Genomic DNA, 8,099 nt, shown 5'->3' with positions numbered 1-8,099 from the left:
CAGCAGAGAAAAAGGAATAGATTGTGCAGTTAAACTAGGCCCAATGGTTTAAATTTCAAAGATGTATATGAAATTTGATAGTTGTTTTAGTTATTTACTAACAGTGTGAGAAATTGAATGGGCACCGCGAAGGGAATGATTCTAGTTATGGATATTAAAGGGTTTATAAATGATTTGAAAAAATCAAACATTTTCTTATATCAGAATCAAGGGAAGATAAAAATTATTGGACCTCGTGAACTAATAACAGCTGAATTAAAGGGAAAAATAAAGTTATATAAAGAAAAAATTATTATAGCTTTAAAAAATGAAGATATAGAAAAAAAGAATGAAATTCCAAAAGCGAAACAATCAGAAAATGATTGTTATACCTTATCAATGGCACAAAAAAGGATGCTTATTTTAAATAATTTGGAATCTAAAGGTACGACATATAATATTCCTTTAGTTATCAAAATCGTGGGCGATTTCCAAATGCAAGTTTTTGAGAATGCTTTTAAGGTACTAATTGATAGACATGAAGCATTAAGAACATCCTTTGTAATGATTGATGGAGAACCAGTTCAAAAGATAGAAAAAGAAATAGATTTTAAAATTGAATATAGTGAATTAGGAGAAGATAGCGTATCAGAACGAGTGGCACGATTTATAAGACCTTTTGATTTAGAGATAGCGCCGCTTCTAAGGGTAGAGATTTTACGTGTTAATCAGAATGAGCATATCATGATGCTTGATATGCATCATATTATTTCAGATGGAGTATCAATGGGCATTTTGATGAAGGAGTTAGCTGATTTAGTTAGAGAAAAAGAATTAGCACCATTAAAAGTTCAATATAAAGACTATTCGGAATGGCAAAAAGAATACTATAAAGGAGATAACATAAAGCAGCAGGAGGAATATTGGCTCAAGGTATTTGAGGGTGACATTCCAGTTCTGAATATGCCAACTGATTTTCCAAGACCACAAATACAAAGTAGTGAGGGAGATAGGCTTGGTTTTGAAATAGATTCTGAACTAACAAATAAACTTAAATTTCTTGCAAGGGAAAATGGAGTTACTATGTATATGCTTCTTTTAGCAGTATATAAAACGCTTCTTTCTAAATATACAAGGCAAGAGGACATAATAGTTGGTTCACCAATTGCGGGAAGAACACATGATGATTTAAAAAATACAATTGGCATGTTTGTCAATACCCTTGCAATGAGAAGTCATCCAAAAGCAGATACTAAATTCATTGATTATTTAAAACAAGTAAAAGAAAACACATTAAATGCTTATGAGAATCAAGAATATCAATTTGATACATTAGTAGAGAAACTAAATTTAAGAAAAGAAACAAGTAGAAGCGCATTGTTTGATACGATGTTTGATATACAAACTCAAAATAATTTTGAGTTTAATATAAATGGAGTAACCACTGAGGTTTGCGATATTGATTTTAATGTGGCGAAATTTGATTTAAGTCTTACGGCGATAGAATATACAGATCATTTGAAATTTGATTTGCAATATTGCACAAAATTATTTAAAAAAGAAACAATCAAAAGACTTGCAGGTCATTTAGTAAATGTAATAAAGGAAATTACCGATAATCCGGGGCTTAAATTAGGAGAAATAAATTTACTTTCAGAAGAAGAAACGGAAATCATATTACACAAATTTAATGATACTATGGCTGAATTTCCTAAAAATAAGACCTTAAACCATGTATTTGAAGAGCAGGTTCTAAAAACACCAAATCATATTGCAGTTATATTTGAAGAGGAACAATTAACATATACACAACTAAATGAAAAAGCAAATCGACTGGCAAGGTTGCTTAGAAAAAATGGTGCAAAGCCGGATACTGTAATAGGAATTATGGCGGATAAATCCCCAGAAATGATAATAGGCATATTGGCGATTTTAAAAGCTGGAGCAGCATATTTACCAATTGACCCTGAGTATCCTGAAGAAAGAATTGAATATATGCTAAAAGATAGTGAAGCAAAATTAGTTGTTACTCAGGAGCACTTACAATTCAAAGTAAGAACAGTTCCAAGTATTTTATTTAATGATGAAGAAATTAGTTCTTTAAATAAGGACAACCTAGAAAATTTAAATCATTCATCTGATTTAGCTTATTTAATATATACGTCAGGTTCTAGTGGAAAGCCTAAAGGGGTTATGACTACACATCGTAACGTTATTAACTATATTTATGCATTTTCAAAACAAATTCCTTTAAATGAAGAAGATTCTATATTACAAGTAGTTTCATTTTCATTTGATGCTTTTACGGAAGAAATATTTCCTATTTTGGCTAATTCAGGGAAATTAATCATTGGTAAAAAAATTGGTGATCTGAACATAGATGAGTTAGTTAGAAATATTGAAAAATATAATGTGACTTTAGTAAGCTGTTCACCACTGTTACTCAATGAAATTGATAAAAATAAGCATTTAATACTTAATAAAAATATGAAATTTATTAGTGGTGGAGATGTTTTAAAGTATGAATATATAAAAAATATTATTGAGATTGCCGATGTTTATAATTCATATGGTCCTACAGAAACAACTGTTTGCGCAACATATTATAAGGTCAGTTTCAATGATTGTATGGGAATGAGTGTACCTATAGGTAAACCACTAAGCAATTATAAATTATATGTTTTGGATAATAACGCTCAATTACTGCCGATAGGAATACCTGGTGAATTATATATAGGTGGAGAAGGTGTAGCACGAGGATACAAAAATAAAAAAGAATTAACTGAAGAAAAATTCAAGTCTAATGCTTTTAGTTTTGGAGAACGAGTGTATCGGACTGGAGATTTAGTAAGATGGCTACCTGATGGAAATATTGAATTTTTAGGTAGAATAGATAATCAGGTGAAAATTCACGGTTTTAGAATTGAACTGGAAGAAATTGAATATCACTTATTAAGACAATCGAACATAAAAGAAGCTAAAGTAATTGATAAAGAGGGGATAGATGGAAACAGATATCTTTGCGCATTTATTACAGTTAATGATTTGAATGAAGAACTGAACATAGATAAAGTGAGAGAGTTGCTTGCCAAAGAGCTTCCTGGTTACATGATTCCTTTGCATTTCATAGAGATGGAAAAATTGCCGATTACACTTAATGGAAAAGTGGATGTGAAAGCATTACCGGAACCAGATTTCAATAAATTTATAGAAGATCATTATGAAGCACCTCGAAATCTAGTAGAAGAGAAGTTGGCTTTAGTGTGGAAGGACGTTTTGGGTATAGAGAAAATTGGAATAAATCATAACTTCTTTGAAGCTGGAGGACATTCACTAAAAGCTTTTTCATTGGTATCAAAGATACACAAAGAATTAAATGTTGAAATACCATTAAAACAAATATTTAATTTTCCTACTATCAAAGGCATTGGTGAATATATAAAAGGGAAAGAAACGAGTACTTACTCAAAAATAAAGAAAGCTGAGGAAAAGCAATTTTATAATCTTTCATCGGCTCAAAAAAGGCTATATATTTTAAATCAAATAGAGGATAGTGGAATTACTTACAATCTACCAGTTGTTATACAAATGAAGGGGCGCTTTCAATTGGACACTTTTGAAAAAGCCTTTAAAGCATTAATTGATAGACATGAAGCATTAAGAACTTCTTTTGTAATGATTGATGGAGAACCAGTTCAAAAGATAGAAAAAGAAATAGATTTTAAAATTGAATATGGTGAATTAGGGAAAGAGAATGTATCAGAACGAGTGGCGCGATTCATAAGACCCTTTAATCTAGAGGTAGCTCCTCTTCTAAGGGTAGAAATCGTACAAGTTAGTCAGGATGTGCATATCATGATGCTTGATATGCATCATATTATTTCAGACGGAGTATCAATGAGCATCTTGATGAAAGAGTTAACAGATATATTTGGAGAAAAAAAATTAGCGCCATTAGAAATTCAATATAAAGACTATTCAGAATGGAAAGAAAAGTTTTGCGATGGTGATAATATAAAGAAACAGGAGGAATATTGGCTTAAAGTATTTGAGGATGAGATACCAGTTCTGAATATGCCAACTGACTTTCCAAGACCACAAATACAAAGTAGCGAGGGAGATAGATTAAGTTTTGAAATAGATTCTGAACTAACAAACAAGCTTAAAATGTTTGCAAGGGAAAATGGAGTTACTATGTATATGCTACTTTTAGCAGCATATACAACGCTACTTTCAAAATATACGGGACAAGAAGACCTTATAGTTGGCTCGCCAACTGCAGGAAGACAGCACGATGATTTAAAAAATACTATTGGTATGTTTGTTAATACTCTTGTAATGAGAAATCGTCCTAAAGCAAACAGTAGATTCATTGATTATTTGAAGAAAGTAAAAGAAAATACCTTAAATGCTTATGAAAATCAAGATTATCAATTTGATGAGTTAGTTGAAAAGCTAGCCTTAAAAAGGGATATTAGTAGAAACGCATTGTTTGATACGATGTTTTCTATTCAAAATTCAGATAATCTAGAGTTGAATATAAAAGGCTTAAAAATCGAACCGTATGACATTGATTTTAAAGCGGCAAAGTTTGATTTAAGTTTATCGGCAATTGAAAATACAGATCATATAGAATTTATTTTAGAGTATTGCACAAAATTATTTAAAAAAGAAACAATAGAAAGAATTGGAAATCATGTAGTTAATATCTTAAAAGAAATTGTTAATAATCCTGAACAAAAATTAAGTGAAATAAATTTGCTTTCACAAGAAGAAAGAGAAATGATATTAAACAAGTTTAATGATACTGCTGTTGAATATCCAGTAGGTACTATACACGAACTTTTTGAAGAGCAGGTTAAAAAAACACCAAATCATATAGCTGTAGTGTTCGAAGAAAAGCAGTTGACCTATGAGGAATTGAATAAAAAAGCAAATAAACTAGCTAGAACTTTGAGAGAAAAAGGTGTTGCACAAAATAGCATAGTTGCAATAATGGTGGATAGATCAGTAGAAATGATTGTAGGAATATTGGGGGTTCTAAAAGCTGGAGGAGCATATCTGCCGATAGATCCAGAATACCCTACAGAGAGAATAGAATTTATGCTTGAGGATAGTAATGCGGACATTATTATTACCCAAGAGCATCTAATGGATAAAAATGGTTCCTACGGTGAAGTAGTAAATATAAATCATATAGATATATATGATATTGATGAAGATAATTTAAATCATATCAATTCACCAGATGATTTAGTGTATATCATATATACATCAGGAACAACTGGAAACCCTAAAGGTGTGTTAGTAGAGCATAAAAATTTGGTTAATGCCCATTACACTTGGAGAGATCACTATGAATTGTCAAAGTATGAAGTCAATTTACTACAAATGGCTAGTATGTCGTTTGATGTATTTGCAGGGGACTTATGTAGAAGTTTATTAAATGGTGGGACAATGTATATAGTACCGAGTCATATCAAGCTAGAACTGGATTTATTATATAAGACAATTAAGAAGTATAAGATTAATATTTTTGAATCTACTCCAAGTCTTATTATACCTTTTATGAATTATGTATATGAAAATAATTTTGATCTCACGACATTACGATTATTAATATTAGGTTCTGATAGCTGCCCTATACATGAGTACAAAAATTTGGTTGAAAGATATGGGGAGAATATGAGAGTAATTAATAGCTATGGAGTTACAGAAGCAACTATTGATTCTAGCTATTATGAAGAAGAGTACGATTATATACCACAAATGGTAAATACTCCTATAGGAAAGCCATTAAATAACACAAAATATTATGTTTTAAATTCTTTATTAGAACCACAACCTATAGGGGTGTATGGTGAATTGTACATTGGTGGAAAAGGCCTTGCAAAAGGATACTTAAACAAACCAGACCTTACTCATGAAAGGTTTGTTTCAAATGGCTTTATACCTGGTGAAAAAATGTATAAAACAGGAGATTTGGCAAGATGGCTTTCAGATGGAAATATTGAGTTTTTAGGAAGAATAGACAATCAAGTAAAGGTTCGAGGGTTTAGGGTAGAAATAGGAGAAATTGAAGCTAAACTATTAGGTAATCAAAATATAAATCAGGCGGTAGTAATTGATCGGAAAGATAATGCTGGTTTTACCTATTTATGTGCATACATAATAGCTAAAGAGGAGCTAACTACAAGTGAATTAAGAGACTACTTGTCAAATTATTTACCAGATTATATGATCCCTTCATTTTTTATTCAATTAGATAAAATGCCTCTTACACCGAATGGAAAAATAGATAGAAAAGCATTGCCTCTTGTACAAGAGGGGGATCTTTCTAAGGGAACAGATTATGAAGCGCCTCGAAATGAAGTGGAACAACATCTTGTATCAGCTTGGCAGGATGTCTTGGGTATTAAAGAAATTGGAATTAACGATAGTTTTTTTGAGGTTGGTGGAGATTCTATAAAAGCGTTACAAATAGTTTCTAAACTATCGAAAGTGAATCTTAAACTCAAAATTAAAGATTTATTTGAAAACCCGAAAATTAAAAATCTTAGTAAGTATGTAAAAAATGAATCGAGAGTAAAGAAAAACTATGAAATAATTCAGGGAAATGTTCCTTTAATGCCAATACAGAAAAGACATTTTGTATTAAACGAAGCATTAAATAATAAAGAGCTAAATCACTATAATCAATCATTTATGCTGTATAGAAAAAATGGATTTGAAGAACAGATTGTAGAAAAGGTGTTTCGTAAAATTTGTGAAAAACACGATGCTTTACGAATGATTTATAAAGAGGAAAATGGTGAAATTATTCAATATAATCGTGATTTGAATGGGGATTTCTTTGATTTATATGTCCATGATATTAAGAATCAAGATAATCAACAGGAGATAGTAGGTCAACTAGCAACAAATATACAAAAAGAAATTTCGATTACTGACGGTAAAATGTTAAAACTTTGCATTTTTAGAACAAATGAGGGTGATCATTTGCTTATTACTATCCATCATCTTGTAATAGATGGAGTATCATGGCGAATATTATTCGAAGATTTCGAAATGTTATACAAACAAGCATATCTCAATGAAAAACTTGATATAGGTTTTAAAACGGATTCATTTAAGGAGTTTTCAGAAAAGTTAATGGATTATGCGGTAGGTAATAAACTTCTAAAAGAAAAAAAATATTGGGCAGACATATCTAAAATGAAAGTAGATTTTTTAGCGAAAAATGAAGAAATAGATGTGACCGATTATAAAAATAGCAAGACCTTAACCATTTCACTAAATAAGGAGAACACTCAAAAGTTATTGGGAGAAACAAACAAAACATATAATACTCAAATAAATGATATTCTTTTAGCGGCTTTGTTAGTAACAGTAAGAGATTTAACAGGAGAAAACAGGCTGAAAATTCTCATGGAAGGTCATGGAAGAGAAGAAGTCATTGAAAACATAGATGTTAGTAGGACTATTGGGTGGTTTACTACAATATACCCTGTATATTTTGATTTAGGTAAAGAAAAAGAAATTTCTATGAGTATAAAATTGGTAAAAGAGACTTTAAGAAAAATCCCTAATAACGGAATAGGATATGGGGTTTTAAAATACCTAAAAAAGGATCAAGATTTGTTAAATGATGAGCCGGCACCTATATTATTTAATTATTTGGGAGAAATGAGTAAAAAAGCGACCAATGAAGAATTTTCTGCATCGTGGCTATCACCTGGCGAAAGTATAGGTGGCGAAAATGCAAGAGATGCTTCTATAGAAATTAATTCAATAATTGTAGAGGATACATTAATAATAAACACTACCTTCAACGAAGGGGAATATTCTGAATTTTTAATCGCTGATTTTAACCAAAAGTATAAAGAGAATCTTGAAATGATAATCGATCATTGTATTAATCAAACGGAATCAGAAAAAACAGCTTCCGATTATGGTTACAATAAAATGTCACTAGAAGAGCTTGATGAGTTACTAGGTGAATATGAATTCATCGATAATTAAAGCCTGGAGGCAAAATACAATCATAGCGACTACTTAATTGTACAAATCATATTTATAATTTTTGTGCCTTTTCCGACGGAAACTATTTAGGGGGATAA

The 8,099-nt window shown here is 30.7% G+C and carries 1 protein-coding gene; it reads left to right on the top strand.

Going from position 1 to position 8,099, the window contains the following annotated elements; translation table 11 throughout:
• The first annotated feature begins 147 nt into the window (after positions 1–147).
• Positions 148–8,001 (top strand): non-ribosomal peptide synthetase, encoded by a 7,854-nt coding sequence (locus tag MR112_RS22620; protein WP_242245403.1) that lies wholly within the window; start codon positions 148–150, stop codon positions 7,999–8,001.
• The last annotated feature ends 98 nt before the right edge of the window (positions 8,002–8,099 follow it).

Origin of the sequence: Bacillus cereus group sp. BfR-BA-01330, from assembly GCF_022663885.1 — a bacterium.
Taxonomy (GTDB): Bacteria; Bacillota; Bacilli; order Bacillales; family Bacillaceae_G; genus Bacillus_A; species Bacillus_A cereus.
Note: the sequence above shows the minus strand (reverse complement) of the source record. Positions and strands in the feature narration are given on the sequence as shown.